The organism is Neorhizobium petrolearium, from assembly GCF_017873175.1.
Lineage (GTDB): Bacteria > Pseudomonadota > Alphaproteobacteria > Rhizobiales > Rhizobiaceae > Neorhizobium > Neorhizobium petrolearium.
The window spans coordinates 14,682-41,086 of record NZ_JAGGJW010000012.1 but is presented as its reverse complement, the minus strand read 5'-3'; the positions used below and the strand labels follow the sequence as shown (position 1 = coordinate 41,086).

Annotated in this window: 32 protein-coding genes and 1 other RNA gene; 9 read left to right on the top strand and 24 right to left on the bottom strand. The window is 61.0% G+C overall.

Going from position 1 to position 26,405, the window contains the following annotated elements; genetic code table 11:
* Positions 1–111: 111 nt before the first annotated feature.
* The 6 genes from pal to ybgC form a co-directional block, all read right to left on the bottom strand.
* A complete protein-coding gene (gene pal / locus J2046_RS22115) occupies positions 112–621 on the bottom strand; it encodes a peptidoglycan-associated lipoprotein Pal (protein WP_210055639.1) in 510 nt (169 codons plus the stop codon).
* 184 nt (positions 622–805) lie between these two features.
* On the bottom strand, positions 806–2,113 hold the full coding sequence (gene tolB / locus J2046_RS22110; RefSeq protein WP_037149011.1) for a Tol-Pal system beta propeller repeat protein TolB: 1,308 nt from the start codon (positions 2,111–2,113) through the stop codon (positions 806–808).
* Positions 2,114–2,127: 14 nt separating this feature from the next.
* Positions 2,128–3,291 (bottom strand): hypothetical protein, encoded by a 1,164-nt coding sequence (locus tag J2046_RS22105; RefSeq protein ID WP_210055638.1) that lies wholly within the window; start codon positions 3,289–3,291, stop codon positions 2,128–2,130.
* 10 nt (positions 3,292–3,301) lie between these two features.
* Positions 3,302–3,754 carry a protein TolR gene (tolR, locus tag J2046_RS22100; RefSeq protein ID WP_037149007.1) on the bottom strand — a complete coding sequence of 151 codons (453 nt, stop codon included), beginning with the start codon at positions 3,752–3,754 and terminating at the stop codon, positions 3,302–3,304.
* Positions 3,755–3,779: 25 nt separating this feature from the next.
* Positions 3,780–4,499 (bottom strand): protein TolQ, encoded by a 720-nt coding sequence (gene tolQ / locus J2046_RS22095; RefSeq protein ID WP_210055636.1) that lies wholly within the window; start codon positions 4,497–4,499, stop codon positions 3,780–3,782.
* Between the two features lie 254 nt (positions 4,500–4,753).
* Positions 4,754–5,203 (bottom strand): tol-pal system-associated acyl-CoA thioesterase, encoded by a 450-nt coding sequence (gene ybgC, locus J2046_RS22090; protein ID WP_210055634.1) that lies wholly within the window; start codon positions 5,201–5,203, stop codon positions 4,754–4,756.
* A 122-nt stretch (positions 5,204–5,325) separates the two neighbouring features.
* On the opposite strand from ybgC, the gene J2046_RS22085 reads away from it, so the two are divergent.
* From J2046_RS22085 to J2046_RS22075, 3 genes are read left to right on the top strand one after another with little or no spacing between them, the layout of a single operon-like run.
* Positions 5,326–6,546 (top strand): NAD-dependent epimerase/dehydratase family protein, encoded by a 1,221-nt coding sequence (locus J2046_RS22085; RefSeq protein ID WP_210055633.1) that lies wholly within the window; start codon positions 5,326–5,328, stop codon positions 6,544–6,546.
* An 11-nt stretch (positions 6,547–6,557) separates the two neighbouring features.
* Positions 6,558–7,412, top strand: a complete 855-nt coding sequence (locus J2046_RS22080; protein ID WP_210055626.1) for a glycosyltransferase — start codon at positions 6,558–6,560, stop codon at positions 7,410–7,412.
* Complete coding sequence (locus tag J2046_RS22075; protein ID WP_210055622.1) at positions 7,409–8,296, top strand: NAD-dependent epimerase/dehydratase family protein; 888 nt, start codon at positions 7,409–7,411, stop codon at positions 8,294–8,296. Before J2046_RS22080 ends, J2046_RS22075 begins: the two co-directional genes overlap by 4 nt.
* Here J2046_RS22075 and J2046_RS22070 read toward each other — a convergent pair.
* The 8 genes from J2046_RS22070 to ruvC all read right to left on the bottom strand — a co-directional run bounded on the left by J2046_RS22070 (position 8,259) and on the right by ruvC (position 12,490).
* Positions 8,259–8,645, bottom strand: a complete 387-nt coding sequence (locus J2046_RS22070; RefSeq protein WP_210055620.1) for a hypothetical protein — start codon at positions 8,643–8,645, stop codon at positions 8,259–8,261. The genes J2046_RS22075 and J2046_RS22070 overlap by 38 nt on opposite strands.
* A gap of 190 nt (positions 8,646–8,835) precedes the next feature.
* Entirely contained in the window at positions 8,836–9,876 is a 1,041-nt protein-coding gene (gene ruvB / locus J2046_RS22065; protein ID WP_210055618.1) for a Holliday junction branch migration DNA helicase RuvB, read from the bottom strand.
* Complete coding sequence (locus J2046_RS22060) at positions 9,873–10,277, bottom strand: PIN domain-containing protein (RefSeq protein WP_210055616.1); 405 nt, start codon at positions 10,275–10,277, stop codon at positions 9,873–9,875. The genes ruvB and J2046_RS22060 overlap by 4 nt, the downstream gene beginning before the upstream one ends.
* On the bottom strand, positions 10,274–10,558 hold the full coding sequence (locus J2046_RS22055; protein WP_210055614.1) for an AbrB/MazE/SpoVT family DNA-binding domain-containing protein: 285 nt from the start codon (positions 10,556–10,558) through the stop codon (positions 10,274–10,276). Before J2046_RS22055 ends, J2046_RS22060 begins: the two co-directional genes overlap by 4 nt.
* A gap of 77 nt (positions 10,559–10,635) precedes the next feature.
* Entirely contained in the window at positions 10,636–11,253 is a 618-nt protein-coding gene (gene ruvA, locus J2046_RS22050) for a Holliday junction branch migration protein RuvA (protein ID WP_210055612.1), read from the bottom strand.
* Positions 11,254–11,264: 11 nt separating this feature from the next.
* Positions 11,265–11,681 (bottom strand): type II toxin-antitoxin system VapC family toxin, encoded by a 417-nt coding sequence (locus J2046_RS22045; protein ID WP_210055610.1) that lies wholly within the window; start codon positions 11,679–11,681, stop codon positions 11,265–11,267.
* Positions 11,662–11,925 (bottom strand): AbrB/MazE/SpoVT family DNA-binding domain-containing protein, encoded by a 264-nt coding sequence (locus J2046_RS22040; RefSeq protein WP_210055608.1) that lies wholly within the window; start codon positions 11,923–11,925, stop codon positions 11,662–11,664. The genes J2046_RS22045 and J2046_RS22040 overlap by 20 nt, the downstream gene beginning before the upstream one ends.
* Positions 11,926–11,980: 55 nt before the next feature.
* Positions 11,981–12,490, bottom strand: coding sequence for a crossover junction endodeoxyribonuclease RuvC (gene ruvC / locus J2046_RS22035; protein ID WP_037149610.1), 510 nt, complete (start codon positions 12,488–12,490; stop codon positions 11,981–11,983).
* A gap of 199 nt (positions 12,491–12,689) precedes the next feature.
* Between ruvC and J2046_RS22030 the strand changes: the two genes are divergently transcribed.
* Positions 12,690–13,520: a methyl-accepting chemotaxis protein gene (locus J2046_RS22030; protein WP_210055607.1), complete on the top strand. Its 831-nt coding sequence runs from the start codon at positions 12,690–12,692 to the stop codon at positions 13,518–13,520.
* 115 nt (positions 13,521–13,635) lie between these two features.
* Complete coding sequence (locus J2046_RS22025; protein WP_210055605.1) at positions 13,636–14,637, top strand: LLM class flavin-dependent oxidoreductase; 1,002 nt, start codon at positions 13,636–13,638, stop codon at positions 14,635–14,637.
* Positions 14,638–14,804: 167 nt separating this feature from the next.
* On the opposite strand, the gene J2046_RS22020 is transcribed toward J2046_RS22025, so the two are convergent.
* Positions 14,805–15,551 (bottom strand): YebC/PmpR family DNA-binding transcriptional regulator, encoded by a 747-nt coding sequence (locus J2046_RS22020; RefSeq protein WP_210055603.1) that lies wholly within the window; start codon positions 15,549–15,551, stop codon positions 14,805–14,807.
* A gap of 186 nt (positions 15,552–15,737) precedes the next feature.
* Here J2046_RS22020 and J2046_RS22015 point away from each other — a divergent pair, with 186 nt between their 5' ends.
* Positions 15,738–16,250, top strand: a complete 513-nt coding sequence (locus J2046_RS22015; protein ID WP_210055601.1) for a pyridoxamine 5'-phosphate oxidase family protein — start codon at positions 15,738–15,740, stop codon at positions 16,248–16,250.
* 25 nt (positions 16,251–16,275) lie between these two features.
* On the opposite strand, the gene J2046_RS22010 is transcribed toward J2046_RS22015, so the two are convergent.
* Positions 16,276–17,124, bottom strand: coding sequence for an MBL fold metallo-hydrolase (locus tag J2046_RS22010; protein WP_210055599.1), 849 nt, complete (start codon positions 17,122–17,124; stop codon positions 16,276–16,278).
* A 201-nt stretch (positions 17,125–17,325) separates the two neighbouring features.
* On the opposite strand from J2046_RS22010, the gene J2046_RS22005 reads away from it, so the two are divergent.
* The 3 genes from J2046_RS22005 to J2046_RS21995 all read left to right on the top strand — a co-directional run bounded on the left by J2046_RS22005 (position 17,326) and on the right by J2046_RS21995 (position 19,584).
* Positions 17,326–18,057: a dienelactone hydrolase family protein gene (locus J2046_RS22005; protein WP_210055597.1), complete on the top strand. Its 732-nt coding sequence runs from the start codon at positions 17,326–17,328 to the stop codon at positions 18,055–18,057.
* 30 nt (positions 18,058–18,087) lie between these two features.
* Entirely contained in the window at positions 18,088–18,471 is a 384-nt protein-coding gene (locus J2046_RS22000) for a YciI family protein (RefSeq protein WP_210055595.1), read from the top strand.
* A gap of 252 nt (positions 18,472–18,723) precedes the next feature.
* Positions 18,724–19,584, top strand: a complete 861-nt coding sequence (locus tag J2046_RS21995; protein WP_210055593.1) for a transglutaminase-like domain-containing protein — start codon at positions 18,724–18,726, stop codon at positions 19,582–19,584.
* Positions 19,585–19,727: 143 nt separating this feature from the next.
* Here J2046_RS21995 and J2046_RS21990 read toward each other — a convergent pair whose 3' ends face one another.
* From J2046_RS21990 to J2046_RS21955, 8 genes are all read right to left on the bottom strand, one after another.
* Positions 19,728–20,552: a TIGR00282 family metallophosphoesterase gene (locus J2046_RS21990; RefSeq protein ID WP_037156095.1), complete on the bottom strand. Its 825-nt coding sequence runs from the start codon at positions 20,550–20,552 to the stop codon at positions 19,728–19,730.
* Positions 20,553–20,563: 11 nt separating this feature from the next.
* Entirely contained in the window at positions 20,564–21,154 is a 591-nt protein-coding gene (locus J2046_RS21985; protein WP_210055591.1) for a 5-formyltetrahydrofolate cyclo-ligase, read from the bottom strand.
* Positions 21,154–22,425 (bottom strand): hemolysin family protein, encoded by a 1,272-nt coding sequence (locus J2046_RS21980; RefSeq protein ID WP_210055923.1) that lies wholly within the window; start codon positions 22,423–22,425, stop codon positions 21,154–21,156. The genes J2046_RS21985 and J2046_RS21980 overlap by 1 nt, the downstream gene beginning before the upstream one ends.
* A 253-nt stretch (positions 22,426–22,678) precedes the next feature.
* On the bottom strand, positions 22,679–23,707 hold the full coding sequence (locus J2046_RS21975; protein ID WP_210055589.1) for a sensor histidine kinase: 1,029 nt from the start codon (positions 23,705–23,707) through the stop codon (positions 22,679–22,681).
* A gap of 9 nt (positions 23,708–23,716) precedes the next feature.
* The gene (locus tag J2046_RS21970; protein ID WP_210055586.1) at positions 23,717–24,160 is read right to left on the bottom strand and encodes a response regulator; all 444 of its coding nucleotides are present in this window, start codon (positions 24,158–24,160) and stop codon (positions 23,717–23,719) included.
* Positions 24,157–25,656, bottom strand: a complete 1,500-nt coding sequence (locus J2046_RS21965; protein WP_210055585.1) for a sensor histidine kinase — start codon at positions 25,654–25,656, stop codon at positions 24,157–24,159. The genes J2046_RS21970 and J2046_RS21965 overlap by 4 nt, the downstream gene beginning before the upstream one ends.
* Before the next feature lie 117 nt (positions 25,657–25,773).
* A non-coding RNA gene (ssrS, locus tag J2046_RS21960) (6S RNA) lies at positions 25,774–25,933 on the bottom strand.
* Between the two features lie 80 nt (positions 25,934–26,013).
* The gene (locus J2046_RS21955; protein ID WP_210055583.1) at positions 26,014–26,391 is read right to left on the bottom strand and encodes a cell division protein ZapA; all 378 of its coding nucleotides are present in this window, start codon (positions 26,389–26,391) and stop codon (positions 26,014–26,016) included.
* Positions 26,392–26,405: the final 14 nt, after the last annotated feature.

Here is a 26,405-nt window from a genome sequence, read left to right as displayed (position 1 = left end):
AAAAGCAACCAAGGTCACGTTCAAAAATCCCTGAAATCAGGGCCAAACTATGGAAAAAGCAAAAAGGCGGCCTGGATAGCCGCCTTTTATTCCGGGGACCTGTGGCCTCGATTACGAACCGGCGCCGCCGAGAACCGTGACGGCACGGCGGTTCTGCGACCAGCAGGAAATGTCGTCGCAGACGGCGACCGGGCGCTCCTTGCCGTACGAAATGGTCTTCATGCGGTTGGCCGGAACGCCGCGGGAAGCGAGATATTCCCTGGTGGCCGCGGCGCGGCGGGCGCCGAGGGCGAGGTTGTATTCGCGCGTGCCCCGTTCGTCGGCATGGCCTTCGACGGTAATTGCATAGTTCGGATAGCGCTGCAGCCACTGGGCCTGACGGTCGAGCGTCTGCTGGGCGTCGGCGCGGATCGAGGAACTGTCGGTGTCGAAGAAGATGCGGTCGCCGACATTGACGGTGAAATCCTGCTGCGAGCCGGGCGTCGCAGCGCCGGCGCCGCCAAGCCCGAGTTCACCGGCGCTGTTCGGCAGGTTCTTCTTGTTGGCGCAGCCCGCGAGCGCGAGTGCGAGCGTGAGCGCAATGACGGCAGGGTTGCGAGCGAGATTCTGCATGCGGCTCATGGCCGGTCTCTCCTTAGATCAATAAATTCCGAAATTTCAGAGTTGCCAGACTCTAACCGGGCTCGGTTAACCATGACCAAACACTTATGGTTAACGGAATGTTACCGCGCCCCCTATTAGGTCGTTTCTCAGGAGATTCGGGCGCAAAAGAGGCGACAAGCCGCCTCCTTTGTGTTCACCGGTCCTATTCCAGAAGCGGAGACCAGGCCGGGTCGGACGCATAGGAGGGGGTCTTGATGAGCTGTTCGTTGTAGCCGGTCAGGTCGATCGAATAGAGTTGCGGACCGCCCGAGCCTGCCGCCTGGCGGAAGAACATCAGGACGCGGCCGTTCGGCGCCCAGGTCGGGCCCTCGTTGTGGAAGCCGGTCGTCAGGATGCGTTCGCCCGAACCATCCGTCTTCATCACGCCGATCGAGAACTTGCCGCCCGACTGCTTGGTAAAGGCGATCAGGTCTCCGCGGGGCGACCAGACCGGCGTGGAATAAGAGCCGTCGCCGAACGAAATGCGGGTCTGGCCCGAACCGTCGGCATTCATCACATAGATCTGCGGCCTTCCGCCGCGGTCGCTTTCAAACGCTATGCGCGTGCCGTCCGGCGAATAGGACGGCGACGTGTCGATCGCCTGGGTCGAGGTCAGCCGCGTCGTGGTGCGCGAGCGAAGATCCATCGTATAGATGTTGGAATTGCCTTCCTGCTGCAGGCTCATGATGACCTTCTGGCCATCCGGCGAGAAGCGCGGCGAGAATGTCATGCCGGGGAAGTTGCCGACCACCTCGCGCTGTCCCGTCTCGAGTTGGAGCAGGTAGACGCGAGGCTGGTTGCCTTCGAAGGACATGTAGGTGACTTCCTGGCGGCTCGGCGAGAAGCGCGGCGTCAGCACGATGTTCCTGGCATCGGTGAGTGTGCGGACGTTGAACCCGTCCTGGTCCATGATCGCAAGCTGGCGCTGGCGGGCCGTCTTCGGGCCGCTCTCCGAGACGAAGACGACACGGGTGTCGAAATAGCCCTCCTCGCCCGTGATCTGCTTGTAGATCGCGTCGGCAATGATGTGGGCGACCCGGCGCCAGTTCTCCGGCTGGGTGTAGAACTGCTGTCCGGTCATCTGCTGGCCGGCGAAGGTGTCCCAGAGACGAAACTCGGCGCGAAGCCTCCCGTCGCCTTCGCGGGTCACACGGCCCGTCACCAGCGCCTGGGCATTGATGACCTTCCAGTCCTCGAAGCGAGGCGCACGGTTCGGGTCGGCAATCTTCTCGATGAAGGCTTGTCTGTCGATCGGCGCAAAAAGGCCAGAACGCTTCAGGTCGGCGGCGACGACCTGGGAAATCTGCGGCCCCAGTTCGTTGTTCGACAGGAAATCCGTAATCGCGATCGGCAGCGGTTCGACATTGCCCTTGTTGATGTTGATTTCCACGCGCGCCTCGGCCGGCGCGGCAAACATCACGGCCATGCCGGCAAGCGCGATCACGAGGCGGATGAAAGAACGTTTCATCATGATATCAGAGCCTTTCAAAGCAATTCGCTCGGGTCGAAGTTAACGACGACTTCGCTCCAGGCGTCGTATTTGTCGGCGGGCAGGTTCCTGAACGGCGACGAGCGCATGACCGCACGAAGCGCGCTGCCTTCGAGCGTGCGGCGGGCGCCATCGGAGCCGCCCTTGGCCGTCACTTCCGGCCGCCCGACAATCGCGCCGGTTTCGTCCAGTTTCATGGTGACGGTGATGATCACGCCCTCCGCCCCTTCGATGCCGGCGATGACGGACCAGTTGTTCTCGATCTGGCCGCGCAATGCATCCATTTCGCTCTGACTGAGCTTGGAGCCGCCGGTATCCTTCTTGCCACCCAAGGCCGCCGGCGCGGACGAGCGCTTGGCGCCGCCGCCGGAAGCATCCTGCTTGTTGAGCAGGATGGCAATCTCGTCTGCGTTGAAGTCGCTCTCCTTCGAGGAAGAAGACTTGGCGGTCTCCTGCTTCTTGCCTTCCTTCTTGTCGGTCGGCTTCTCGGCAGCCTTGGCGGTCTCCGCCGGCTTCGGCGTCTCGGGCTTTTTCTCGGCCGGCTTTTCGGCAGGCTTCTCGACCGGTTTGGCCTCTTCCTTCGGCGGTTCCGGCCTCGGCTTGGCGACGGGGATCGGCACGGCGTCCGGCAGCGGGATCTCTTCCGCCTGGGTTTCGGCGGGTGCTGGTGTCGGCTGGGGCTGAGGCGCCGGTTCGGGTTTGGGCTGCGGCGGCGTTACGTCGGGCTTCGGCTCCGGCAGGGCGGCAACCTCGGCCGGCTTTGGTGTCGTCTCCTCCGGCACGATGTCCTTGACCTCGTTCTGTTCGGGGGTCGGGGTCGGCACCGGCTTCTCGGCCGGCTTCGGCGCAGCCGCCGCCTCCGTCGGCACCGGCTTCTTGGCGGGCGTCGGCGGCGTCTTCAGATCGATATCGTTGTCGCCGGCATTTTCGGCATTCTCTACGATGTTCGGCTTGGTCGTCGGCTTCGGCGCGGCCTTCTCGGCAACGGGCGCCTTCTTGTCACCCTGCTGGATCTGGGTGATTGACTCGACCGGAATGATATCGACAGGCAAAGCTTCCACGTCGGCCACCTCGAAGGAGGCCGGCGCGCTGATGGACACCAGCGCATAACCGAGCACCAGTGTGTGGAGAACCAGCGATGTGCCGAGACTACCTCTCATGGCGCCGCGATCACTTCTCCTGTTCCTGAAGCGTGACGAGGCCGATATTCTTGTAACCGGCCGAGGAAATACGGGCCATGACCTTCATGACGACGCCGTAGGCCGCGGTCGTGTCGCCGCGCACATAGATGCGTTCGTTGTAGCCGGTCGTGGCGATCGCCTGCAGCTTCGGTACGATCTCGTCGATGCCGATCGGCGTTTCCTGCAGGTAGATCTCGCCCTGCGGATTGACCGAGACGGTGATCGGCTGCGTATCGGCATTCATCGCGCTCGCCTGTGTTTCCGGCAGGTCGATCGGCACGCCGACAGTCATCATCGGCGCCGCCACCATGAAGATGATGAGCAGCACGAGCATCACGTCGACGAGCGGCGTGACGTTGATCTCGCTGATGGCGCCGCGCCGACCGCCGCGCCTGCGACGGCCACCACCCGATGCCTTTGCTCCTCCAGCCGACATACCCATGATACGTTACTCCTTGCGGATCGCTTTACTGCGCCGCCTGGCGCGGCTGGAGCTTCTCATCGATCTGGCGCGACAGAATGGCGGAAAACTCGTCCGCGAAACCTTCCATGCGGGCCGAAAGCTTGCCGGCATCTGCGGTGAACTTGTTGTAGGCGATGACTGCCGGTATGGCCGCCACGAGGCCGATCGCGGTGGCAAGCAGCGCTTCGGCGATACCCGGTGCGACGACGGCGAGGTTGGTGGATTTCGAACCGGCGATCGCCTGGAACGAGGTCATGATACCGACAACCGTGCCGAAGAGGCCGATGAAAGGCCCCGCCGAACCGATCGTCGCGAGCGATCCGAGACGGGCTTCATAAGCCTCGCTCTCACGTGCCATGGTGACGTCCATCGCCCGGTCGATGCGCATCTGCAATCCGATCGGCGCGCGTGCGCCGCGCTCGAAGCTCTTCTTCCACTCGCGCATGGCAGCGACGAAGATGGCGGAAAGCCCGTTGTTCTGGCGTTCCGAAAGCGTGCGGTAGAGCTCTTCCAGCGACTGGCCGGACCAGAAGACCTGTTCGAACTGGTCGAACTGGCGTTTCGCCTTGTTGAAGCTCACGTATTTGTCGATCACGATCGCCCAGGTCCAGACCGACGCGCCGATGAGACCGATCATGACCAGCTTGACGACAAGACCGGCCTGCATGAACAGCGACCAGAGGCTTACTTCGCTTGCCGCCGCCGCCAAACCTACCTGTTCCATCTACTACTATCCCCGAATCCAAACGCCCGGTTTTTAAGGACCGGGCGGGTTCAAAAGCGCGCTCTCGCGAGAATGTCCTTGATCGCTGAATGCGCCCGCCGTAACCCCAAGATGCCCTGAGTTTCCAGCTTGGCTTCTCGCTTTCAATTTTGGTCAAAGGAAGGCGTGCGTTGCACAAATTCCTCACCGGCCAGTAAGACATCATTATCGTTAAGGATGTGTTACAGCCGAGGATGCCGGTTTACTTCATTTAGCTAAACCGGGTGCCCCAGAAACTTTTCCGCCACACTCTCCGGAAGGCGGCGCGGGCGGCCGTGTTTGTTGATGACGGCAATCACCACCTTTGCCGCGATCAATAGCGTTTCGCCGCGGCGGATTTCCTGATTGAGCACCATTTTCGCGCCGCCCGCCTTTTCCGTCACCGTCTGGATGACGAGGATATCGTCCATGCGGGCCGGCTGCTTGAAATCGATCTCCATCCGATGGACGACGAAGACGAGCCCCTCCTCGTCGGCCAAAAGAAGCGCGCTCTGCTCACAACCGAGGCAGCGCAGATAGTCCGTGCGGCCGCGTTCGAGGAAGTGCAGGTAGCGCGCGTGATAGACGAGGCCCGAGAAATCCGTGTCTTCATAATAGACGCGCTGGGCAAGCCGATGGCCTCCCTCCACCAATTCGCCCGATAACAAAAAATTGTGTGCCTGCATAAGCTTGCCTTGGAAAAACCTCATCGCCCACTGGATAATCATGGAACACTGAACCAGCTTTCAAGAGCTGTCACAGTTCCTCCCTATCAGGAAATTCATCGAAAACCAGCGGAGAGTACGTCATGAAGATTGCAGTCCTCGGCGGAGACGGTTTCGTCGGCTGGCCGACATCGCTTCACCTGTCCGATGCGGGCCACGAAATTCACATCCTCGACAACCTCTCCCGCCGCTGGATCGACACAGAGCTCGGCGTCCAGTCCCTCACCCCGATGGACAGCATCCAGGAGCGCACCCGCATCTGGCACGCGGAGACCGGCCGCCGCATCCATTTCCACCTGATCGACCTCGCCAAGGATTACGAGCTTCTGAAGGGCTGGCTTGCAAAGCATCGACCGGACGCCATCATCCATTTCGCCGAACAGCGCGCCGCGCCCTATTCCATGAAGAGCGACCGGCACAAGAACTACACGGTCAACAACAACGTCAACGCCACCCATAACCTTTTGAATGCGCTGGTCGAACTCGAACTCGACGCACACCTCGTGCATCTCGGCACGATGGGCGTCTACGGCTATTCGACGGTCGGCGCGGCAATTCCGGAAGGCTATCTGCCGGTCGGCATCGAGACCCCCGATGGCCGCACCGTTTCCCAGGACATCCTCTATCCCGCCAATCCCGGTTCGATCTACCACATGACGAAGTGCCTGGATCAGCTTCTCTTCCAGTTCTACGCGAAGAACGACGGCTTGCGGATCACCGACCTGCACCAGGGCATCGTCTGGGGCACCCATACGGAGCAGACGCGGCGGCACACGCAATTGATCAATAGATTCGATTATGACGGGGATTACGGGACGGTCTTGAATCGTTTTCTCATCCAGGCGGCGATCGGTTATCCGCTGACCGTGCACGGCACCGGTGGCCAGACGCGCGCCTTCATCCATATCCAGGATTCGGTGCGCTGCATCGAGATCGCACTGAACAATCCGCCTGAGCGCGGCAGCCGCGTCGAGATCTTCAACCAGATGACCGAGACTCACCGGGTGCGCGATCTTGCCGAATTGGTCGCGAAGATGACCGGCGCGAAGATCGCCTGGCTGCCGAACCCGCGAAAAGAGGCGCCGGAAAACGAACTGATCGTCAAGAACGAGAAGTTCCTCGGCCTTGGTCTTGCCCCCACCACGCTCGGAGAAGGTCTGCTCGGCGAGATCGTCGATGTTGCGAAGAAATACGCCTATCGCGTTGACAGATCACGCGTTCCCGCCGTTTCTGCCTGGACCAGGGACATCGCAGCCAAGGTGGAGCACGACCCGGAAGGCAAGCGGCTGAAATCGGTATCCTGATGGTTGCCGGAATGTCCGCGCGGGACGGTCTCCGTCCCGCCTCCCCCGCCCGTTCGAAGCACGCATTCGTTACGTTGGTGACCAATGCCGACTATGCGATGGGCGCCTTGGCGCTTGCCCGTTCGATCCGGCAGACAGACACCGCGGCGGAGATCGTCGTGCTGCACACGGGCGGCGCGCCGAAAGACGATCTGGGGGCCCTCATCTCTCTCGGCTGTCGGCTGGTCGAGGTTGACCACTTGCCGCTCTCCGACGCCTTCAACGAACGGCATGCCAGACAAAACCTGCATGGCGCGGCCCCCTTCACCAAGGGCCGCAAGCCGGACTTCCACACGCCGCTCGACAATTTCTGCAAGCTCCGCCTCTGGCAGCTCACCGAATACGACAGGGCCGTCTTCATCGATGCCGATGCGCTGGTACTGAAGAACATCGACAAGCTGTTCGACTATCCGGAATTCTCCGCCGCGCCGAATGTCTATGAAAGCCTCGCCGATTTCCACCGGCTGAACTCAGGTGTCTTCGTTGCCAAGCCTTCGACAGAGACCTTCGAGCGGATGCTGGCCTCGCTCGACCGGCCGGATGCCTTCTGGCGGCGCACCGACCAGACCTTTCTCGAAAGCTTCTTCCCGGACTGGCATGGCCTGCCGGTGTTCATGAACATGCTGCAATATGTATGGTTCAATATGCCGGCGCTCTGGGATTGGGAGCGCATTTCGGTGCTGCACTACCAGTATGAGAAACCCTGGGAAAGGGATCATCCGAAGGCGGATCGCCTGCGCCCGCTGATCGACCTTTGGGATGCCTTTCATGAAGGTCGGGATGTCCCGGATCTAGCTGCACTTCCCAACCCGGGGGAGCCTTCATGAAAGTCCTGGTTTCAGGCGGTACCGGCCTTGTGGGGCGTTACATCGTCGAGGGCCTGCTGGAAGCCGGGTACCGGGTCATCGTCGGCGGACGGATGCCGCCGGCACCCGGCTTCTTCTCCCGACCTGTTGGTTTCACATCCCTCTCGCTCGATCCGGATATCGACCGGATGGAGGCTTTCGACGATGCCTATTTCTTCGTGCATGCCGCCTTCGATCACCTCCCCGGAAAATACCGCGGCGGCGAAGGCAACGATCCGGCCCGCTTCCGACGGCTGAATCTCGACGGGACGGTCAAGCTCTTCGAGACGGCCAAACGAGCGGGCACGCGGCGCGCGATCTTTCTCTCCAGCCGTGCGGTCTACGACGGACTGCCGGCTGGTACGCCGCTGACCGAAGACCTCGTCCTCAGGCCGGACAGCCTTTACGGAGAGATCAAGCTCGACGGCGAGCGGGCACTCGCAGCTCTCTCCGGTCCGGGTTTCGTCACGGCGAGCCTGCGGTTGACGGGCGTCTACGGCGACTTTCAGCCAAGCAAGTGGGACGCGCTTTTCGAGGATTACCTCGCCGGCCGACCCGTGCCGTCACGGGCAGGCACCGAGGTCCACGGCCGCGACGTGGCTGCTGCCGTTCGCCTGATGCTCGATACCGAGATAGGGAAGATCGACGGGCAGGTTTTCAACATTTCCGACATCCTGACCGATACAAGGGAGATCCTGGGCAATCTGCCAGACCGTCCGCATGAACTGCCGCGACCTGCCGACCGTCATTCGATCAATCCCATGTCGACGGATAAGATCAGGGCACTGGGCTGGCAGCCGGGCGGCATGATGCTCTTAAACCGGACTGTCAGGAATCTGGCGAACGCCCGTGCTCCGACTGTTTGAAACGCCGCATCCTGCCCTCGTTTCTGGCCGTTTCGATCGCCCTTTTGTGCTCTTCCGCCCATTTCTGACCGGCATCGCCTCCCCAAAGCAACCAGGCGATATAACCGGTTGATGGATTCTCATCGTCACCGAAGTTCTCGGCGCGCTTGTCCGCCTTGTGACGGTGGAAGTAGCTTACCATCTTCCTGATGGTCTTCTCGGAAAGCGGCTTGCGGTTCTTCAGATCGCGGGCCCGGGCGATACCCGCCATCGTGCCGCCGCGCCGATATTGCGCGCGCAATTTCAGCCCCTTCTCCGCATTTTCTGCCACTTCGGCCGGGGGGATGCGATCAGGACCCTGGTCAGACATGGCAGAACTCCGACCGGCTCTTCAGAAGCTCCCCCTCGCTTCGCTGCCATGTCCGATGAACTGCGTTCTCGATATCGATCGTCCGCATGGCGTTCTCCTTTCCAGGAAAAACCCAGGCAGACAGCGAAGGTTCCGCTGGCCGGGACCGGAGATCAAGATCGGGTCAGCCGGGACCGCCGGAGGTGATCGCTTACTCGTCCTCGGTAAACATCCGGAATTGCGCTGCCTCAAGATCCTTGGGCGGCTGCATTCCGAGATGTTTCCAGGCATTTGCGGTTAAAACGCGGCCGCGCGGCGTGCGCTGGATGAAACCCTGCTGGATCATGTAGGGCTCGATAATGTCCTCGATCGCATCGCGCGGCTCGGACAGGCCAGCGGCAATCGTCTCGATGCCAACCGGTCCACCACCAAAATTCACAGCGATCATGTTGAGGTAGCGCTTGTCGAGCTGGTCGAGACCCGCATGATCGACCAGAAGCCGCGTCAGCGCCTCGTCGGCGATCTCCTTCGTCACCGCCTCCGCCTTCGCGACCTCCGCGAAGTCACGCACGCGACGCAGCAGCCGGCCCGCGATGCGCGGCGTGCCGCGCGCACGCCGGGCGATCTCACGGGCGCCATCGTCCGTCATCGGCAGGTTCATCAGCCGCGCGCCGCGCCGCACGATCAGTTCCAACTCCTCGACGGTGTAGAATGACAGGCGCACCGGAATGCCGAAACGATCCCGCAACGGCGTGGTGAGCAGGCCGAGACGGGTGGTGGCGGCGACCAGCGTGAATTTCGAAAGATCGATCTTCACCGAACGCGCCGCCGGCCCCTCGCCGATAATGAGGTCGAGCTGGAAATCCTCCATGGCGGGATAAAGGATTTCCTCAACCGCCGGATTGAGGCGATGAATTTCGTCGATGAAGAGCACGTCGCGCTCTTCGAGATTGGTGAGCAGTGCCGCAAGATCGCCCGCCTTGGCGATGACCGGGCCGGAGGTGGAACGGAAATTGACGCCGAGTTCCTTCGCCATGATTTGCGCCAGCGTCGTCTTGCCGAGCCCGGGCGGGCCGACGAAAAGCACGTGGTCGAGCGCCTCGCCACGCCCCTTCGCCGCCTCGATGAAGACCTTCAGGTTGGCGCGCGCCTCCGCCTGGCCGGTGAATTCGTCCAGCGACTGCGGGCGCAGCGTCACATCCAGGTCTTCGCCCCGCTTTTCCGGCGATATCAGGCGGGCGGGTTCATTCATGTGAGAAGTTCCATTCCGGGGACTTTACGGGCCGCTTTCATATCGAAAGTTTTGGTCGACTGACAACCTTCCTCGGACAACCGACAAGCTATCAGCGCATCGGCAAAGTCTGCGTTGTTTGATTCGACAAATCTCAATGCTTTCACGACGAGCGTGTGGTTCTTGATGACGAGCCCACGCGTATGAAGCAGTTTATCGATGGCAAGCGTTACATGTTTCTTGCTGAATCCGTATTGCGAGCGAAGCGCCCAATCAAGCTCCAGCAAGCTGATCAATGTGACGAAGGCAGAATAATCTTTTCCAAGTCTTTCCCCGAACCCAAGGGCAGCCGCTCTCTGGGCTGGGTCATCATCAATGAAAAGCCGGAGGATAACATTGGTATCAAGGCCAAAAATCATCATTCAGCCGCTTCCGCCTGATCATCATCCCGTGTGTTGACCGCGTTTGCTCCACCTGCCTTGACGATTGTCGCCTCGATCTCCTCCAGCGTCGCCTGCCCCCAGGGCGGCTTGCCTAAATGACCTGCAAGATCGTTGAAATCCAGGTTCTTGGGCGTCAGAACAACCTCTCCATCGACTAAGGAATAGATAAGGTGGTCCCCAGGATGAAGATTTAGAGCCTCCCGCATTTCTTTCGGGATTGTCACCTGACCTTTCGGAGAAAGCGTCACCTCCCGATTCATATCCGAATTCCTTCCGACAAAACTAATCTTGGCCGAATATTGGCAAATTTTCCTCATACAACCAAGCATTCCGCCAATCACCGCGCCAGTTCCTTCAAGCCCAGCCGGATCAGTTTGGCGCTGTCCGCCCCCTCCCCGCCGTTCTTGAGTGCCGCCGCCACCGCATTCGCCGCCTGGTCGCGCGAATAGCCGAGATTGGTCAGCGCCGAGACCGCGTCCGCCACCGGCGCCGAAGCGACACCCTCGCCGATCTCCTGTTTGAAGCCTATATTCGCAGACGCCTCGCCCGCAAAGGCCGGGGCCTTGTTCTTCAGTTCCGTCACGATGCGCATCGCCACCTTTGGGCCAACGCCCGGCGCCCGCGACACGAAAGTCCGATCCTGCAGCGCGATCGCATTGGCAAGCTCGGATGGCGTCAGCGTCGAAAGCACGGCGAGCGCCACCTTGGCGCCGACCCCCTGCACGCTTTGCAGCAGGTTGAACCATTCCCGCTCCAGCGCCGAAAGAAAGCCGAAGAGCTTCAACTGGTCCTCGCGCACATAGGTTTCGATGAAGAGCACCACCGCCTCGCCCACCGAGCCCATCTTCGAAAGCGCGCGGGACGAGCAAAAGACCTCGTAACAGACGCCATGCACGTCCACGAGAACGTAGTCGTCGCCGATCTCGTCGATAGTGCCTTTGAGCTTGCCGATCATAAGAAAGTCCGTCAGGGATGAGTTTCGGGGGAGATGATGTCGAGCGAAGGAAAATAGGCGCGATAGCGGGACGCGTCGCGCGTGAGAAGACGGTGCGACCGGATGAATGCATGCGCGCCGATCAGGAAATCCGGCAAAGTTCGTTTCCGAAGGCCGCCGCTTTTCCGATACTGAACATGGGCCATCCCAGCTCGATAAGCCGCTGAAAACGGCAATGGCTCGCGCACGAGATCGAGACGCGACAAGAGGAACATCAATTCCTCCTCGTTGGGCGCCATGCTGGCGAGTTCTGCCCATACGATCGGACTCAAGATGAATTGCACGTCGGTTTTGAGCGACAGGATTGCGTCCGAAGACCATTCCTTGAATGGCGTTTCCGGCCCGAAAACGTCGATGAAAATATCCGTATCAACGAGGACCGAGGTCATCGCGTGGCCCCCTCAGCCATTCCATGAATTCGTCGGTCGTCATGCCCCCGGTATCGAACGTGCCGGACCTGCTTTTGAGCCAGGTTTCGAAATCCTCTTCAGATTCGACAGGTCCCCTCGCCACGACGACCAGCCTCGCACCTTTGTCGTCAGCGATGAAATCCACTTCCGATCCCGGACCGATCTTCAGACGGTCGCGGATCTCCTTCGGAATCGTAACCTGACCTTTTTCAGTGACGCGCACGGTAATACCTCTCGAGTATTACCTACTGACCAAACGTGAACAAGTCAAGAACAAACTACCCCGCCAATGCCTGCCGCATGCGCCTTCCACCCCGGTGATGAGCATGGCAGATGGCGATCGCCAGTGCGTCGGCCGCGTCATTGCCTTTGAAATCTGCCTTCGGCATCAGGATCTTCAGCATCATGTGGATCTGCTGCTTTTCGCCATGTCCGACACCGATCACCGATTTCTTCACCGCATTCGGTGCATATTCGGAAACCGGCAGACCGGCACGCGCGGGCACCAGCATGACGACCCCTCTCGCCTGGCCGAGCTTCAGTGTCGCCACCGCGTCCTTGTTGACGAAGGTCTGTTCCACTGCCGCCTCGTCCGGCCTGTAGGCATGCACGATCTCTGCAAGCCCGTCATGGAGCTGGCAGAGGCGCGAGGCGAGGTCCATGTCGCCATCCGAGGTTACCGTGCCCGATGCGACGAAGCGCAGGCTGTTGCCCAGCGTCTCGATAATCCCCCAACCGGTGCGGCGAAGCCCCGGATCTATACCGATGATGCGAATCGTCTCTGTCATGCGCGTAAACCTATCGCCTTCCCGCAAAAGGCGCCACGCCGACGTGACGGCCATATCGCCGACTTCGGCTTAACTCGACCGCCGTTAACTATGTGGAAAAGGATTTGGGCAGAACCTTAACAAATCCGGCAACTGCCTTTCCTTCACTGCGTTGATTGAGCACAAAGGGAGGGAGCCGAAGCATAAAGGAGGCGCCCGAATGATACGGGATCGAGATCCGAATGAATTGGAACTGCAGCATATGCGTGTCGTCGTCAACGCGCTGGACAGTGGGCTGAGACGGTTTGCCGTCGGAGACCTGGAGGCGACAATCGATACGCCCTTTCCCGCCCACTTCGAGGGCATGCGGCGGGATTTCAACCGCGGCCTGCGCGCACTGAGCGGCACGATGGATTCGGTCGTCGACAACGCCAGCCTCCTCCGCCACGAATCCGATTCTCTTCGCAAGAGCATGACCGAAAACGCCGGGAAAGAGGCCGACGGATCCACGCGCCTTTCCAAAGCGGTCGCCGCTGCCGGCAGCGTGGCCCTGGGCCTTCGCCAGCAGAAGGCGCTTGCCCAGCACGCGGCCACCATCGCCGAGAACGCCAAGCTCGACATCCATCGTCCCAGGGAGGCGATTGCCGGCGCGCTGAAGCTCATTGAAAAGATCGGCAAAGAACCCGGCGGCAAGGCATCATCCGGCCGCATCGAGGCGCTCTCGGAGAAGACTGAGCAGATCGGCCGGGAACTGGACGCCCTCAGCCTTTATCTGGACGCTCTGGGCGAACATATCGTCAATCTCGCGGAGATGGCCGAAACCCAGGCCGGCGCCGCGTCCTCCGCGCATGACGAGTTGAACGAACTTGCAAAATCGAGACGCTCCGCGAGCCTGAAGGCCGATATCGAGACGCTCACACTCGACCGCATGGACCGGAACATCGCCGAGATCCACCAGAAGGCGAGCCGCTTCATGCATGTCACGGTCATCACCCCGCCGCCGCGCGATCCCGGAACGCGCGGTCCGCATCTGCGGCTGGTCAAATCGTGACCTGTCGGGGCCGCCATCGCGGCCCCTTTTTCCGTGGATCCGAGGGGTCGCATTCCTGGACACGGCTGCCTAAATAGATGGGACACCCTGTCTCCCATCCGTTCAGGACATGCCGATGATCCCCTTTTCCATTCTCGATCTTTCGCCAGTCGGTGAAGGTTATTCCGTGCGCGATGCGCTCGACCAGTCCCGCCGCATGGCAATCAAGGCGGAAGAGGAGGGCTATAAACGGGTCTGGCTCGCCGAACATCATGGCATGCCGGGTATCGCAAGCGCCGCCACATCGCTGGTGATCAGCCATGTGGGCGCTGCGACCAGGACAATCCGCGTGGGCTCCGGCGGCATCATGCTGCCCAATCATTCGCCGCTCGTCATTGCCGAACAGTTCGGCACGCTGGAAGCGCTGCTGCCCGGTCGTGTCGATCTCGGCCTCGGCCGTGCACCGGGAACAGACATGCGCACCGCAAGCGCGCTTCGCCGCAACCTAGAAGCAGGGGCGGAGAATTTTCCGCACGACATCCTCGAACTGCAGCGTCTGCTCGGCACACCGGAAAAGGACCAGGGCCTCATCGCCGTTCCCGGCATGGACGCCCATGTGCCGATCTGGCTGCTCGGATCGAGCATCTATAGCGCCCACCTCGCCGCCGCGCTGGGCCTTCCCTATGCCTTCGCCTCGCATTTCGCGCCCGACATGCTGATGGAGGCGATCGCGATCTACCGTGAGCGGTTCCAGCCCTCGCTTGAGCTCGAAAAGCCCTATGTGATGGTGGGCGTCATGGGCGTCGCGGCAGAAACCGATACCGAGGCTGAGCGGCTTTTCACGTCCTCGCAGCAGCAGTTCGTCAACCTGCGCAAGAATATCCGCACCCGCTTTCCGAAGCCGGTCGACAGCATGGAAGGCCTCTGGACGCCGATGGAGAAGATGAATGTCGAGCACACGCTGCGTTACGCAGCAGTGGGTTCCGTGCCGACGATCGCGGCCAAGCTCAGGGACTTCCTGGAGGAAACTCAGGCGGATGAACTGATCATCTCCATGCCGATCCACGACGTCGACAAGCGCCTGCGCTCCGTGGAACTGTTCGCGACGCTCCCGATGATGGAGAGGGTGAAGGCCTAGCAGCTACTTGCCCCTCACCCTAACCCTCTCCCCGCACGCGGGGAGAGGGAACGTGCCAACTCAACCTCCATGGTGAGGAAACCGGTCGACATATGTCCTTCTCCCCGCTCTGACGGAGAGAAGGTGCCCCGGCAGGGCGGATGAGGGGCGTTGAAGGATGCGTAGATTCAAGCCGAAAGCTTGGCCATCACCTCGTCTGAGACCTCGAAGTTCGAATAGACGTTCTGCACGTCGTCGTCGTCTTCCAGGTTGTCGATGAGCTTCATCAGCGACTGCGCCTTTTCCTCATCGACCTCGATCGTGTTCTGCGGCCTCCAGATCGCCTTGACGGTCTCGGCTTCGCCGAGCGTGGCTTCCAGCGCTTTCGACACTTCGCCAAGGCTTTCGAACGCGCAGATGATCGTGTGGCCGTCCTCGTCGGAGGTCACGTCGTCAGCGCCCGCCTCGATTGCCGCCTCCATTACCTTGTCCGCATCGCCGGCGCCCGGCTTGTAAGTGATCTCGCCCACATGATCGAAGGAGAAGGAGACCGAACCGGTTTCGCCGAGCGCACCGCCCGCCTTGGTGAAGATCGAACGGACGTTCGAGGCCGTGCGGTTGCGGTTGTCGGTCAGCGCCTCGACGATGACTGCCGTGCCGCCCGGACCGTAACCTTCGTAACGGACGGAATCATAGGTTTCGGCATCCGCGCCGGACGCCTTCTTGATGGCACGGTCGATATTGTCCTTCGGCATGGATTGCGCCTTGGCGTTCTGGATCGCCAGACGCAAGGCCGCATTCATGGTCGGATCGGGCAAACCCTGCTTGGCGGCGACGGTGATTTCGCGCGCGAGCTTGGAGAACAGCTTCGACCGGATCGCATCCTGGCGACCCTTGCGGTGCATGATGTTCTTGAACTGTGAATGGCCAGCCATGGCACCCCTGACGCTTTAGCTTGTTTTGGAATGGGCGCCTTATAATTTCGAAGCCCAACAGGTTCAAGGCTTTTCCGTTCAAGAGCATTTCCGGTTGCGCCGCGGGCTTTTTTCGCTGCCCCGATCCAGGAACAAAGCCCAAGCCTCGCTGTTTCTTCATCTGAACGAAGATAGAGGAGACAATCTATGGCAAGCCTGACAGAAGCCCGCCAAGCGCCGGAACGCCAGCTCTGGGACGAGATCGACAACATCCATGCAGGCATGCTCGGCATCGAAGGCTCGCATATGCATTTCCAGCCGATGGCGCCGCATGTCGATCGGAAGACCAGCACGATCTGGTTCTTCACCAAGACCGATACGGACCTGGTGCGAGCCATCCGTCCGGGTACACGGGCACATTTCTGCGTCGTCGGCAAGAACCACGACTATCATGCCTGCCTTGCCGGCACCCTGGAAGTGCGCAAGGACTCTGCAAAGATCGACAGCTACTGGAGCGCCGTGACCGCCGCCTGGTACGAAAACGGCAAGGAAGACGCGCTGCTCACCATGCTTGCCTTCCGTGTCGACGATGCGGAAATCTGGGCGTCCACCGACAGTTCGCTAAAATTCGGCTGGGAGATCGCCAAGGCGAACCTGAACGATGAGAAGATGCCGGAGGTCGGCGTCAAGCAGCACCTCGCCTTTCCGCAATTCCACTGACCCATTCCGAAAGCCGCAAGGTTGCTCACAGCCCTTGCGGCACCAGAATGGTTGGCTTCTTCGGCAGCGTTCGCATCGAGACCCTGATCACCGGCTCCTTCGCATAGCCGATATCGAACCGGCCGTCGAACATGGCGAGGAAATTGTCCAGCGGCGGGCCCCAGCGGTGCATGGGCAGGATGAGCGAGGAACGCAGGCGCTGGACGACGCGGCTCATGCTGTCCGCCCCCATCGTGAGCCCGCCATCGACCGGCACCATCAGGATGTCGAGCCGGCCTATCTCCGTATATTGCTCCTCGGTGAGCTCGAAATGCAGGTGGCCGAGATGGCCGATGCACAGCCCAGCGACCTCGAAAATGAAGATCGAGTTGCCGTTTTCCTCGATGCCCCCACCCCAGGAGCGAATGTCGGAGACGACGTTGCGGATATAGACATCCCCGACCGTCAGACGATGCTCGGCCTTTTCACTCGGCACATCGCTCCAGCCGTGCAGGACATGCTTGATGCCGGGATCAGCGCTGAGCGTGTAGTGCGTGGAATGCGCCTTGTTCATAGTCACCACGTCGGGAAGACGGAGCGGTTGGTAGACACCGCTGTAATCCGTCGCGATCCCGACGCCCTCCGGCGTCTCGATGAAATAGGTGGAGTGGCCGACAAAGGTGATCCGCACCTCCTCCTTTTCGGCAAGCGAGAGGTTTTTCCCCGCCTGGACGAACTGCAGGTCGGAAGGTTTGAAGCTCGCGAACATGACGCCGGGGAGTTTCTGGGCGATCGCCTGGCACTGGCTGACCGGAAGTCCGGCATCCTGCGCGAACACCGCGAAGGCCGAAAGAAGGAGACTGGAAAGACCGAATGCGAGAGCCCGTAGCATCATGCCACTCCCAAGAACTGCGGTTCATGCTCATTCCCGGCGAAAACATGCGGCAATGCGAAAGACCGGTCCAGCCGGAATTGGCTCGCCGACCCTCACAATTCTGTCATTGGTGAAGATCATGAAATTGACTATTGAAAAGCTTTCGCACCGACCGAGATAACCTCGCCGGCGCATGAGGCAGGAATGTTGGAGGGATATTTCATGAAGCATGAAATTGAGATCAAGACGGCCGACGGCACTGCCAGGGCTACCGTCATCAAGCCGGAAAGCGGCGCGGCGACGGCCAGCGGCGTCGTGATGTACATGGATGCCTTCGGCCCCCGCCAGGCCCTCTACGGCATGGGCCGGCGCATTGCCGATGCCGGGCATGTCGTGCTCGTCCCCGATCTTTTCTATCGCTTCGGCAGCTACGGGCCGTTCGACGCGAAGACCGCCTTCAGCCAGGAAGCCTCCGGAACCCAGCTCAGGACCATGATACGGGCGACCACCCAGGACATGACGGCGCGCGACAGCGCCGCCTTCATCGATGCGCTGGCCGGCGAAGGCGCGACCGGCCCGGTCGCTGCCGTCGGCTATTGCATGGGCGGCGCACGCGCTCTCACCGCCGCCGCCCGTTATCCCGACCGCGTCAAGGCGGCGGCGAGCTTCCACGGCGGCAATCTGGCGAGCGACGCCGATGACAGTCCGCACAGGCTCGCCGACAAGATAAAGGCACAGGTTTATGTGGGTGTCGCCGGCGTCGACAACTCGTTTCCACCCGAACAGTCGGCCAGGCTCGCGGAAGCCCTTCGCAACGGCGGCGTCGACCATGCGATCGAAAACTATGTCGGCATGGCCCATGGCTGGGCCGTACCCGACCACAGCGTCTACAACGAGCAGGGTTCCGAGCGGCATTTCAAGCGCTTGCTGACGCTGCTTGAGGAAGCGCTCTAACGAGAGATTGCAAGAAGGAGGGGACAATCCATGTACTACGCAATCCTGGCCTATCACGCGGAAGGAGTGGTCGAATCCTGGACCGAAGAGGAGGATGCGGCGCTGATGACCGACCTGCTCAAGGTCAATGACCGGCTGGTCAGGGAGAAACATCTGGGACCGGCCGCGCGACTTGGCCCCACGAAAGGCGCCGTCACTCTCCGGGGAAAGGGCGACGGCATCGTCACCGACGGCCCCTTTGCCGAAACCAAGGAAGAGTTGCTCGGCTTCTATGTCGTGGATTTCCCGACGCTGGATGACGCTGTCGCAGCGGCGCGCGACCTGCGCCGCGTCAATCCGACCGCGGTCTATGAAATCCGGCCGGTTTCACTCTATCTGCCGGGGGCGCCACTGGAGACCCGGGACGAGGGTTAAGGGTTCTTTCCGAAGTCATGAAACGAAAAGAGGCCCAGCCCGGACCGCCCCATATCGAAATGTGGCATTCGAGGGGATGTGGATGCCGCGCCCGCTTGCGGCGTGGCTGCTTCAGCAGGCGCATCTTGCGGTAACAGAACTCAACGGAAAAACTGTTGCTTTAATCGGGGTTAACGCGACAACGGTTTGATTGACAATTTTTGAAAATTTGCCCTTCTTGTCGTGTCTCAACCTCAACAGGAAGAGACAGCAATGCACAAATCCTTCTACGCTTCCCATAGCATCTACTCGGAACCTGGGCCTTATCGCGAAACATTGATGCGCGGTGGCGTCGAGCCAAACTCAATTGCCCGGTGGATTGGCTCATTCATGCAGCATCCTCGCGGGGCCGAATCCCGAGAACGAGGCTTCACACCTGAACAGGCCGCCGATTTGGAGCTTCGTTCAGTGGCAGAAATTTTGTCTGTCGCCGTAAAACGCGATTTGCTTGAAGGCGATACCGCACAGCATAAGGTCGGCGGCGTATGCCGGGATTTCGCTATACTGGCTGTCAGCAGATTTCGTGAGTGCGGCACTCCAGCTCGCCTCCGTGTCGGGTTCGCCGATTATCTGGTTCAAGACCATTGGGAGGATCATTGGCTTTGCGAATGGCATGACGGCGAGCGTTGGAAACGGCTTGATGTGGAGTTTACGGCTATAGGAGGAGTTTCTTTCGACACTCTGGATGTGCCACGCGAGCGGTTCCTGACGGCAGGCGAAGCATGGTTCCGGATCAAAGACGAGCCGGAGATTGCCTTACGATTTGGCGTATCGAGCCTCGATCTCGGCGGGGAATGGTTCGTCGCGGGAAGCCTGCTTCGAGAAATCGCAGCCCTGCGTAAACTGGAGCTGAAACCGTGGGATTACTGGGGTCTATCAAGGGACCTCTCCCCCGTTTCAACCGGGTTGTCGCACCAGGCGAGGACGACGCTAGACCATCTCGCTTCACGGCTCAGGATCGTCACTGTTGATGGGGAGGACGAGCCGGAAGCTATCGCGGATTGGCCGTTACCAGAGCAGGTTATCAGCTTCCCACACGGCGAGCCTATGGCTGTCAGGTTGCGTAACTCCTAACTTCTGCGACAAAAACGGGAGGCTGATCCTTTCAGGAAAATCCTGTCGCAAAAGTCAGAGTTTCGCGACAGAGATTTTTGACACGAGCTATTCCACATTCAGGTTGGGGGCTGGGCCTGAGACCATCCCTCAAGTGCAGCCCTCTAGTTCCAAAAAGATGGAACTGTTTCGGCCAGCCGCGGGCCGATCCGCAGGGGCGCGATCTTCTCCGCAAGGCCGGTGGCGTCGGAAATCTCGATGCCGAGGCCGCAGAGCGTGGCCGGGCCCGTCGCCGCCTCGAAGCGCCCCTTCGGCATTTTCGAGATGAAGCGGTTGAGTGGTTCTTCCTTGTCCATGCCGAGCGAACTGTCATAGTCGCCGCACATGCCGGCATCCGACATGTAGCCCGTGCCGCCGTTGAGGATCTGGCAATCGGCCGTCGGCACATGCGTATGGGTGCCGACCACGAGGCTGGCGCGGCCATCAACGAAATGCCCGAAGCACTGCTTCTCGCTGGTCGCCTCAGCATGGAAGTCGAAGACGATCGCGTCCGCCTGTTCCTTCAGCGGACAAGCCGCGAGGATCGTCTCGGCGCTCTTGAACGGATCGTCGAGTTCCGGGTGCATGAAGACCCGGCCCATGATATTGGCGACCAGGATGCGGGCGCCGTTCCTGGCATAATAAAGCCCGGCGCCCCTGCCCGGCGTCCCGGCGGGATAGTTGGCGGGCCTGAGGAACTGGTCGTGGCGAGCGGCGAAGGCAATCGCGTCCTTCTGGTCCCAGACATGGTTGCCGGTCGTCACCACGTCGGCACCCGCATTGATCGTTTCCAGAAAAATCTCTTCCGTGATGCCGAAACCACCGGCGGCATTTTCCCCGTTGACGATGACGAAATCGAGCTTCAGGTCGGAGACGAGGCCGGGCAGCTTTTCCCACACCGCCGTGCGGCCGGTCTTGCCCACCATGTCACCCAGAAACAAAAGGCGCATTCTTATCCAATCTATGCCTGGCCCGATTGTTCGAAGGGCCGGTAGCCGCTTTCCGTCAGGACCGCGTCCAGTCTGATATCGTGAGGTTCAAACGGCACTGATGCCACTTCCTGGCAGTCGAATGCAATCCCGATCAGCTTCGGCTTCAGGCCTTTTTGCTGTAGACGGTGAATCGCCCGGTCATAGTAGCCGCCGCCGTAGCCGATCCGGTGCCCCTGCCGATCGAAAGCCGAAAGCGGCACCAGCATGACGTCGGGATCGAGTTCCGCCGCCTCCGGACCCGGGCCGAAGGTGCCGAACGTACCGGGCACCAGGTTGGCTCCGCGGATCAGTTCGCGGAAGACGATCGTTTTCTTGTCGAGGATGACGGGAACGCAAAGCCGCGCGCTGCGGTCCCTCAAGGAGGCCATCAGCGGCCTCAGGTCGACCTCCGAGCGGATCGGCAGAAAACCGGAAACGATCGCGCCTGCTTCGAAGTCGATCGCGCCGGCACCGTGCGAGGCGATCGCCAGGCTCCTTTCGATCCGCTCGACCGGCAAGATAGCGTCACGCGCGGCGAGCCGCTCGCCACGCAACTCCGCTTTCGTCTTCCCATCCGCCATCACGCTCTTTCCGTAGCCTTGGTGACGAGCAACTTGTCGATGCGCCGGCCGTCGAGGTCCACGACCTCGAAGGTCCAGCCGTTCTTCGTGAAACTCTCGCCGAGTTCCGGCAGGTGCTTCATCTCGTCAAGCACAAAGCCCGCGACGGTCTCGTAGCCGGGGTCCTCCCCGATCGGAACGCCCATCTGTTCGGCGAACTCGTCGACAGGCATCCAGCCGGCCACCAGGAAGGAGCCGTCGTCGCGCGGCACGATCGCGGGCTCCTCCTCCTCGTCCTCCTGGAAGACGCCGGTGATGGCCTCCAGGACGTCGCCGGAAGTGATGATGCCTTCGAAATGACCGTATTCGTCGTAGACCAGCGCCATATGGGCCGGCGCGCGGCGGAGCGCCTGGATGACATCGAGCGCGCCCGTGAGGTCCGAAACGACAGGCGCCTCGCGCATCAGCCCCGCCACGTCGAATTGCTTCTCGCCGGCGATAAAGCCGTAGGCGTCCTTGACGAACAGCACACCAAGGATCTCGTCGGAACTACCCTTGCGCACCGGCAAGCGCGAGCGCTGCGTGGCGCGAAGCTGGGCGCGAAGCTCTTCCGGGTCATCCTCGGTATCGATGACCTCGACATCCCGGCGCGGCGTCATCAGGCCGCGCGCCGTGCGGTCGGCGAGCCGCATGACGCCGGAAATCATCGCCGATTCCTCCGTCTCTATCACCCCCGCGCTCTGGGCTTCGGCGAGCACGGTGCGGATTTCCTCGTCCGTCACCCTGTCCCCGGATTCGCCCCTCTGGCCGAGCAGGCTAAGCACCATACGGCCGGAAACATCCAGAAACCAGACGATCGGCGCGCCGATTGTCGCAAGCAGCTTCATGGCCGGCGCGACCCGCGCGGCGACCGTCTCCGGCGCACGCAATGCGATCCGCTTCGGCACCAGTTCGCCGATGATCAGCGAGAGATAGGTGATGGCGACCACCACCGAGCCGACGCCGAGCGCATCCGCGGCATTGTCCGACAGGCCTTGTGCCTGAAGCCATCCGCTGAAACGCGCGCCGAGCGTGGCGCCGGAGAAGGCGCCGGAAAGCACGCCCACGAGCGTGATGCCGATCTGCACGGTGGAGAGGAAGCGGCCGGGGTCTTCCGCAAGCCGCATGGCCGTCGCCGCGCCCCGGTTGCCCTGTTCGGACATGACCTTCAAACGAACGGGGCGGGAGGACACGACGGCAAGTTCCGACATTGCCAGGACACCATTCAAAACGGTGAGCGCAATGACGATGATGATTTCGGTTAACAAGAGGAGCTCTTTGGCTAGGACAATATTCCGCGCGCGAAACAGAAGCATCGCTCCGAAGAACGGCCCGCCTTGATGCGATCGCGCCGAAGACGCCTCGCCGGCAAAGTTTCGCGCACAGCTCAGAAAACCGGAGACCGGTTCTCGGAGCTATGCACCTTCACTCGCAGATGGAAATCATAGGGTCGCATCCCGCCCATTGCAATGGCTGGAACAAAATCATGCGAAGTGGCTGAAGCTTTCAGTGCAGGCCGATCGTCAGTTCGGCGCGGGTTCCGGCGATATTCGGCACATAGTGGATGGCCGAACCGAGCGTCGCAGCCATGGACTTGACGATACGGCTGCCGAGCCCCGTGCCTTTCGGCTGATCGTCTTCGCGCCAACCGATGCCGTCGTCCTCGACGGCAAGAAGCACGCTGTCCTCGCCCTGACGCTTCAGGAGGATTCTCACCTCGCCTTCCGCGCTGGCCGGATAGGCATATTTCAACGCGTTGGTAAGCAGTTCCGTGACGATCATGCCGATGGAAACGGCGCGATCGGACGAGAGCGATACCGGTTCGGCATCCAGCCGGATCGAAGGCCCCTGCCGATTATTGACCGAGCTCTGGACCTCGCGCACCAGCGTGTCGAGATACTTGTCCATCGCCACGTGGCGGACGTCGTCGGAGGTGTAGAGGCTGCGGTGCATGCCGGCGATGGCGGTAATGCGCGCCTGCGTTTCGGAGAGTGCCGCCTTGACCTCCTCGCTGCCGCTGTTCGAGGCCTGCAGGCGGATGAGTGCGGCAACCAGCGCCAGGCTATTGGCGACCCGGTGGTTGACTTCCGCAAGCAGTATCTCGGCGCGCTCCTTGCCGCGACGGATCTCCTGTTCGGCCTTCTCCTTGGCGCGGCGCAGTTCGGCATTGAAAATGCCCTGATCGATTGCGCTTTCCATCAGCGGCCAGAACTCCTCGCCGACCGTCTTGATGACATAGTCCGAGGCGCCGCTTTTCAAGGCGTCGATGGCGATCGTCGCGTCGCTGGAGCCTGTAACGTAGATCACGGGAATATCCGAACCACGCTCCTTCAACCGGTGGAGGATCGCAAGCCCGGTGCCGGACCTCAGGTAATGATCGAGCACGACCGCGTCGAGGCCGCCCCGATCCACCGCGTCCATCGCGGAGGCCTCATCCAGCGCGTGAACGACCTGATAACCGGCGCGGCCAAGGTGGCGTTCGGCAAGTCTGGCAAGGGCAAGGTCGTCATCGACGTAAAGAATGGTGCGCGGCATCGCTTCTCGTTATTGTCCGGGTATCTGCATCACGGCAAAGAACAGCCCAAGCTGTCTGATGGCGTGCGCGAAGTTTTCGTAGTCGACGGGCTTGGTGATGTAGACGTTGGCTCCAAGGTCGTAGCAACGCTGGATTTCCCGCTCGTCATCGGTCGTGGTCAGGATGACGACCGGAAGGCGTTTGGTGTGAGGATTGGACTTCACCTTCTCCAGGATGTCGACGCCCGACATATCCGGCAGATTGAGGTCGAGCAGGATGAGCAGGTACCGTTCATGGCTGACCGCTCCCGAGCGGTCCGTCCCGAGAATGTAATCCAGCGCCGAGTTGCCATTGGTGAACGGAACGATCTCGTTGTTCACTCCGGCGCGGCGGACGTTTTTCTCGATCAGCCGCGCATGACCCTCGTCGTCCTCGACCATCACGATCGTGACTTCTCTTCCGGCAGCTTTCATGACCCGTAACTCCTGACAGATTGGGACAGATTGGTAGGCAGGCGGATGATGAACGTCGCGCCGCCGCCCAGGGTGGAGGTCACCGTAATCTCGCCCCCTAAATTTCTCACTAATGAGCGCACGTGGGCGAGACCGATTCCTTCGCCAGGCTTGTCCTGGACCCCGGAACGCCGGAAAAGCTCGAAAATTCGCCCGTGATCCTCCGGCGCTATTCCTCTGCCGTTGTCGGCGATCTCGATGCGAATAGAATTGCGCCCCGCCGGCATGGCCTTGACCGAGAGCATCAACGGGCGGTCCGGGTGCTTGTACTTGACCGCATTGTCGAAAAGATTGCCGAAGATTTGTTCCATCGAAAATCGGTCGGTAATAAGGCCGCGAGCTGCCGCCACCGAAATATTCACCTCTCCGCCCGCCTCGTTGACCTGATGATAGACACTCGCCGCGGTCATCTCGAGGAGTTCCTGCAGGTTGACGCTCTCCGGTTTCAGCTCACGCCGTCCGTCACGCGAAATCTTCAGGATCGCGTTGATAAGCCCGTCCATCTTCTTCGTCGAGGAGCGGATGAAGGCGATCGCCTCGGGCAGGTCCTCCTCGACCGCCTGACGCGCTTCCTGCACTTCGCCTTCCGTCAGCGCGGCCCCGTCGGCGAGAACATAGGTGCTGATCGATTTCAGGGTCTGATCGAGTTCGCTGGTAAAGCCCATGATGTTGACGAGCGGCGCCCGCAGGTCGTGCGATACGATATAGGCATAGCGCTGGATCTCCCGGTTCGCCTGGATGAGATCTTCCGTCCGCTCGTTGACGCGCTCTTCGAGACTGCTGTTCAGTTCCACCACTTCCGCCCGCGCGCGCTGCAACTCGCGTATATGCTGAACGACGACGGCAATCGCGCCGCCGAGCACGAGGATGATCAGAACGCCGCCGCCGATCGTGAACCACTGCAGCGACGACGCCGAATCATGAAGCTCGCCGACACCCGCATTGAGCCGTCCATCCGTGTCCCGAACCAACTGGCTGAGGATCGCGCTGATGCCATCCATGGTCTGGCGGCCATAGGCTCCCTTGACGATCGCGACGGCGCCGGCGAAGTCGCCTTTCCTGCCGAGATCGACTGTGCCACGCAACTCCTCCAGCTTCTCGTCCATCAGATGATCGAGTTCGTCCATCCGGACCTGTATGGAGTTTTGCGCTTCGACGGCTGCCTTGAACCGGGCTCGAGCCTGCGGCAACCTCGTCGTGGCAAGGGTATAAGGCGTCAGGAACTGTTCGTCCTGGGCAAGCAGATAACCCCGCTGGCCGGATTCGGCGGCACGCAGATTGAGCAGCAAATCCGAGGCGGAACTGCGCACGTCGCGCAGCTTCACCACGTCCTGAAAATAGACCTGCGTCTTTCGCGCCATGAAAAAGGAAGAAAGCACGATCGCGACCAGGATGACGCTGCCGAGAAGCAGCATAAGCAGGGAGGATCGGGCGAAGGTCGTATTGAAAAGGCGCATTGAAAACAAGCCGCTGGTGGAAGGGGACGGCAAGAAGTTGGTTGCCTCGCCACCGTTTTCAAGCGCCGAACGGTACGGACGCCCGCGAAGATGATCTGTTGAGGAACAAAGGATAGAGTGCGATCCGAGACAACCGATGGAAGCTTTCGATCCTGGGCGCCTACTTACGTAGGTGGGCGCCGTATGTCCAGGCCCACGAGCCTGGTCAGGGACAGCTCCCTAAGGATCGGGTATGGCCCCGAGGATTCAGTGTTCCTGTCGAGAAGCACAGACCGCGAGGCCAATATAAGGAGGAAAGCGGCTTCGCACCAGTGGCGGCGCGGCCATTTTTTATCGCCGGTCGCCAGCGCCTGTTGGCTAGTTCACGGTCGCCGAAGCACGCCCGTTGAGCTTCGCGGTCAGGCCCTCGAGCCGGGAGGCGAGTTCGCCAAGCGCGGAGACCACGAGTTGCTCGTTCTGCCGCTGGCTTTCGAGCGTACCGTCGCTGCTTGCCTTGAGCGCCCCAACCTCCGCCTCCAGCTTGCCCATCTTGCGCGTCACCTCGGACAGTTCGTCCATAATCATGATGCCGGCCATGACGGTGATCCTGAGATCGCCGATCTCGCCGAACTGGCTCTTGAGATGTCCGACATACTGGTCGAAGCGCTCGGCGAGCTCGGTCAGGTGTTCTTCCTGTCCTTCTTCGCAGGCCATGCGATAGGCTTTTCCGTCGATCGTCACCGTTACCTGGGCCATGAGGTCCCCTCTTG

What these genes read in the sequence shown, in the direction of transcription:
- pal (WP_210055639.1), bottom strand. Translation starts at nt 621, where the DNA reads ATGAGCCGCATGCAGAATCTCGCTCGCAACCCTGCCGTCATTGCGCTC.
- tolB (WP_037149011.1), bottom strand. Translation starts at nt 2,113, where the DNA reads ATGATGAAACGTTCTTTCATCCGCCTCGTGATCGCGCTTGCCGGCATG.
- J2046_RS22105 (WP_210055638.1), bottom strand. Translation starts at nt 3,291, where the DNA reads ATGAGAGGTAGTCTCGGCACATCGCTGGTTCTCCACACACTGGTGCTC.
- tolR (WP_037149007.1), bottom strand. Translation starts at nt 3,754, where the DNA reads ATGGGTATGTCGGCTGGAGGAGCAAAGGCATCGGGTGGTGGCCGTCGC.
- tolQ (WP_210055636.1), bottom strand. Translation starts at nt 4,499, where the DNA reads ATGGAACAGGTAGGTTTGGCGGCGGCGGCAAGCGAAGTAAGCCTCTGG.
- ybgC (WP_210055634.1), bottom strand. Translation starts at nt 5,203, where the DNA reads ATGCAGGCACACAATTTTTTGTTATCGGGCGAATTGGTGGAGGGAGGC.
- J2046_RS22085 (WP_210055633.1), top strand. Translation starts at nt 5,326, where the DNA reads ATGAAGATTGCAGTCCTCGGCGGAGACGGTTTCGTCGGCTGGCCGACA.
- J2046_RS22080 (WP_210055626.1), top strand. Translation starts at nt 6,558, where the DNA reads ATGTCCGCGCGGGACGGTCTCCGTCCCGCCTCCCCCGCCCGTTCGAAG.
- J2046_RS22075 (WP_210055622.1), top strand. Translation starts at nt 7,409, where the DNA reads ATGAAAGTCCTGGTTTCAGGCGGTACCGGCCTTGTGGGGCGTTACATC.
- J2046_RS22070 (WP_210055620.1), bottom strand. Translation starts at nt 8,645, where the DNA reads ATGTCTGACCAGGGTCCTGATCGCATCCCCCCGGCCGAAGTGGCAGAA.
- ruvB (WP_210055618.1), bottom strand. Translation starts at nt 9,876, where the DNA reads ATGAATGAACCCGCCCGCCTGATATCGCCGGAAAAGCGGGGCGAAGAC.
- J2046_RS22060 (WP_210055616.1), bottom strand. Translation starts at nt 10,277, where the DNA reads ATGATGATTTTTGGCCTTGATACCAATGTTATCCTCCGGCTTTTCATT.
- J2046_RS22055 (WP_210055614.1), bottom strand. Translation starts at nt 10,558, where the DNA reads ATGAATCGGGAGGTGACGCTTTCTCCGAAAGGTCAGGTGACAATCCCG.
- ruvA (WP_210055612.1), bottom strand. Translation starts at nt 11,253, where the DNA reads ATGATCGGCAAGCTCAAAGGCACTATCGACGAGATCGGCGACGACTAC.
- J2046_RS22045 (WP_210055610.1), bottom strand. Translation starts at nt 11,681, where the DNA reads ATGACCTCGGTCCTCGTTGATACGGATATTTTCATCGACGTTTTCGGG.
- ruvC (WP_037149610.1), bottom strand. Translation starts at nt 12,490, where the DNA reads ATGACAGAGACGATTCGCATCATCGGTATAGATCCGGGGCTTCGCCGC.
- J2046_RS22030 (WP_210055607.1), top strand. Translation starts at nt 12,690, where the DNA reads ATGATACGGGATCGAGATCCGAATGAATTGGAACTGCAGCATATGCGT.
- J2046_RS22025 (WP_210055605.1), top strand. Translation starts at nt 13,636, where the DNA reads ATGATCCCCTTTTCCATTCTCGATCTTTCGCCAGTCGGTGAAGGTTAT.
- J2046_RS22020 (WP_210055603.1), bottom strand. Translation starts at nt 15,551, where the DNA reads ATGGCTGGCCATTCACAGTTCAAGAACATCATGCACCGCAAGGGTCGC.
- J2046_RS22015 (WP_210055601.1), top strand. Translation starts at nt 15,738, where the DNA reads ATGGCAAGCCTGACAGAAGCCCGCCAAGCGCCGGAACGCCAGCTCTGG.
- J2046_RS22010 (WP_210055599.1), bottom strand. Translation starts at nt 17,124, where the DNA reads ATGATGCTACGGGCTCTCGCATTCGGTCTTTCCAGTCTCCTTCTTTCG.
- J2046_RS22005 (WP_210055597.1), top strand. Translation starts at nt 17,326, where the DNA reads ATGAAGCATGAAATTGAGATCAAGACGGCCGACGGCACTGCCAGGGCT.
- J2046_RS22000 (WP_210055595.1), top strand. Translation starts at nt 18,088, where the DNA reads ATGTACTACGCAATCCTGGCCTATCACGCGGAAGGAGTGGTCGAATCC.
- J2046_RS21995 (WP_210055593.1), top strand. Translation starts at nt 18,724, where the DNA reads ATGCACAAATCCTTCTACGCTTCCCATAGCATCTACTCGGAACCTGGG.
- J2046_RS21990 (WP_037156095.1), bottom strand. Translation starts at nt 20,552, where the DNA reads ATGCGCCTTTTGTTTCTGGGTGACATGGTGGGCAAGACCGGCCGCACG.
- J2046_RS21985 (WP_210055591.1), bottom strand. Translation starts at nt 21,154, where the DNA reads ATGGCGGATGGGAAGACGAAAGCGGAGTTGCGTGGCGAGCGGCTCGCC.
- J2046_RS21975 (WP_210055589.1), bottom strand. Translation starts at nt 23,707, where the DNA reads ATGCCGCGCACCATTCTTTACGTCGATGACGACCTTGCCCTTGCCAGA.
- J2046_RS21970 (WP_210055586.1), bottom strand. Translation starts at nt 24,160, where the DNA reads ATGAAAGCTGCCGGAAGAGAAGTCACGATCGTGATGGTCGAGGACGAC.
- J2046_RS21965 (WP_210055585.1), bottom strand. Translation starts at nt 25,656, where the DNA reads ATGCGCCTTTTCAATACGACCTTCGCCCGATCCTCCCTGCTTATGCTG.
- J2046_RS21955 (WP_210055583.1), bottom strand. Translation starts at nt 26,391, where the DNA reads ATGGCCCAGGTAACGGTGACGATCGACGGAAAAGCCTATCGCATGGCC.